Here is a 2,959-nt window from a genome sequence, read left to right as displayed (position 1 = left end):
TGCTTCCCGATGGGCATCGGCGCCATCAGGGTCGGCGTGATGACCGCGGTGCGCCGCACCCCGGGTGCGCTGAGCGCCCAGCAGGCCGACGACGCTGTGATGCTGGCCGACTCGCTCACTCACCGCTGCCTGGGCAGCGGTGAACCACGCCTGGACGGGTCTTTTCCCGCCGACTCCCCGCACACCCTGCAGCACGCGGTGATCCACCAGGCGACGGGCATGGTGAGCGTCCAGCTCGCCCTGCCCCTGCCCCAAGCCCTGCTGCGGCTACGCGCGCATGCTTACGGCAGCGGGCGTTCCATCACCGACGTCTCCCAGGACGTGGTGGACCGGCGCCTTCGCCTGGACCCAGGCCGCAATGGCACGCCTCCGACCGTCGTAGACAAGGACTGATCGACATGACCCGCGAACAGCGCATGACCGAAGTCTTCGTGGAAGTCGCCGATTCCCTGATCGACGACTTCGACCTCATCGACTTCCTCCAGCAGCTCTCGGTGCGCTGCATGGAACTGCTGAACGTGGCGGCGGTCGGCATCCTGCTGGCCGACCAGCACGACCTCCTGCAGACCATGGCGGCCTCCGACGAGCACACCCGGCTGCTGGAACTCTTCGCCCTGCAACACGACCAGGGCCCCTGCGTGGACTGCTACAAGAGCGGCCAGGCCCGCACCAACATCAACCTCACCGACCCGAAGGTCACCGCCGCCTGGCCCGCGTTCGCCGCCCGCGCCGCGGAGACCGGGTTCGTGGCCACCAACGCGCTCCCGCTGCGGCTGCGCGGCCGGGTCATCGGAGCCCTCGCCCTGTTCCAGACCGACCCCGGCCCCCTCAGCGACGAGGACATCACCCTGGCCCAAGCCCTGGCGGACATGGCCACCATCGCCATCCTCCAGCAGCGCACCCTGGACCAAAGCCAAGTCGAGCGCGCCCAACTCCAGTACGCCCTGACCAGCCGCATCGTCCTGGAACAAGCCAAGGGCATCCTCGCGGAACGCTGGCACGTCTCGGTCGACGACGCCTTCGCCGCCTTCCGCGGCTACGCCCGCGCCCACAACCTCCAGCTTGCCCGGCTGGCCCGCGAGATCGCCAACGGCACATTCGACACCACCCAGATCCCACACCAGGCCACCGCGCCACCGCGGCGCTGACCCGCCTCACCCGCAGTGCGGCCGGTCCCGGCGTGCGGAAGCCGTCGCCGGGAACCGGGACTCAGACCCGATGTCGCCCGGGCGGCAGTTTCCCGAGCACAACGCTCGCCCCGGCTTCACCACACGGGCCCGCTTCCCGGCGGCCGACGAGATCGCGGTCGACTGGCCGCACCGCTACCTTGAGCGTACCGGTACCGACGGCCGTACAGCCCTGTGCGTTCTCACTCACGACGCCAAGTTCGATATCCCCCTCCTGGAAGTCGCCCTCCGGCTGCCGGTCGCGTTCGTCGGCGCGATGGGCTCGCGCCGCACCCACGAGGACCGCAACCGCAGGCTGCGCGACGCCGGTGTCACCGAGCTCGAACTGGCCAGGCTGCATTCGATCGGCCTCGACCTCGGTGCCCGCACACCCGAGGAGACCGCCCTGTCCATCGCGGCGGAGATCGTCGCCGCCCGGCGGGGCGGGACGGGTGTTCCGCTGACCGGCGCGCATGCACCGATTCATCATGACGCGGATGAGACGGCAGCCGGTGAGGTCAGGCCGCGGGCGACGCCCCTGCTGTCCGCGTTCCTGCAGGCCCTGTCCGAACTGCTCATGGACCGCAACGGCATCGCGCTGATCGCCACCCACTCGCCGGTGGTCCTGCAGGAAACACCGCGCGCATGCGTCTGGGCGCTGCGCCGCGTCGGCGGCGACGAACGCGCCGAGTGAGATGTGGTGGAACTTCGTCGGACGGTCCAACGAGGACATCGCACAGGCCCGTGCGGACTGGATCCACCAGTGCCCAGGGTGACCTGGGCAGCTAGTCATATACAAAACGTATCGGTTATGTAGCTCTCCGTATCTGTTACTGCTGGACCCCTGTCAATCCGGCCACCGGCCGCACCGAAGTTCGAACGCCAGCCCCGCCGGGGTGCAGGGCCGACGGTCGCGCTCGCAGCGTGTCGGCGATGGGGACACTTAGGCGTTGTCGCAGGCCAGCACGGCTTCCGTTGCGTTTTCTAGCTGACGCGCATGTGGCCCAGGTGCCTGGGCCTCGCTGACACGTAGAGTCCTCTTGCCGCCGGACCGCAGGCCGCCGGGAGAACGGCCGCCGCATGAAATGTCCCGGTAGTATCCGCGTGCCGGCCACAGCCCGATCCCCCGTATGGGGTCGTCACGCCACTTGTCGACGGGCCGGATGTACTCGAGCATCCGGGGAACGGACAATCGGCGCGTCCGTGCGGCCCAGCACCACGCGCGATATCGCGGACCGTGGCCGAAGCTGATGCCATGGAGATGCACACAACCGACGGGCTCCCCATCCCGGACCACAGGCCCCTCACGAAGGCGTGGCTCGTGTGGGAAGAGGCGGCGGGCGGGGAGACGGCTAGTGTCTTCGCCGGCCTCAAGCAGAAGGCGGCGGACCAGGGAGCCGACGCGATCGTTGGCGTTCGGCTCATCGTCAGTGCATCCGACGGTTACCTGAAATGGGTGGCATACGGCACCGCCTTGAGGCATTCGGGCGTCTGACGGCGATGCCCCGTTGCCCCAGCGCAGCACTCTGACTCCTGATAGCGCAGCCTGGCCGATGCGGTGATGTCCTGCCAGCTGCTGGCCGAGCTGGAGGGCGCCAGCGACCACCACGGCCTGGTCGCGGTTCTGGGTACCGACGTGATCGACAACGCCGGGCCGTCCTGACCGCGCCGACACGGGGTCGGGCGGCACCGTCGAGGATTCGGTCTGATCAGGACACGGCAGTGGTGGCCGCACAGCGGCGAGTCGAGCGCAGCCGGGCAGAGCATCCGTGGTTACAGTCCGTGTATGCCGA

General features: G+C 69.0%; 2 protein-coding genes and 2 pseudogenes. All 4 read left to right on the top strand.

All coding sequences use genetic code 11. From position 1 onward, the window contains the following. Positions 1 to 393: pseudogene (locus FCI23_RS58000) on the top strand (ANTAR domain-containing protein); the annotation flags it as partial. A 5-nt stretch (positions 394 to 398) separates the two neighbouring features. Then, positions 399 to 1,148 carry a GAF domain-containing protein gene (locus FCI23_RS55030; protein WP_169317483.1) on the top strand — a complete coding sequence of 250 codons (750 nt, stop codon included), beginning with the start codon at positions 399 to 401 and terminating at the stop codon, positions 1,146 to 1,148. A 100-nt stretch (positions 1,149 to 1,248) separates the two neighbouring features. Further along, positions 1,249 to 1,686 (top strand): annotated as a pseudogene (locus FCI23_RS55025) (XdhC family protein); the annotation flags it as partial. A 735-nt stretch (positions 1,687 to 2,421) separates the two neighbouring features. Next, the gene (locus FCI23_RS55015; RefSeq protein WP_136731670.1) at positions 2,422 to 2,661 is read left to right on the top strand and encodes a heavy metal-binding domain-containing protein; all 240 of its coding nucleotides are present in this window, start codon (positions 2,422 to 2,424) and stop codon (positions 2,659 to 2,661) included. The last annotated feature ends 298 nt before the right edge of the window (positions 2,662 to 2,959 follow it).

The organism is Actinacidiphila oryziradicis, from assembly GCF_005047355.1.
Taxonomy (GTDB): domain Bacteria; phylum Actinomycetota; class Actinomycetes; order Streptomycetales; family Streptomycetaceae; genus Actinacidiphila; species Actinacidiphila oryziradicis.
Note: the sequence above shows the minus strand (reverse complement) of the source record. Positions and strands in the feature narration are given on the sequence as shown.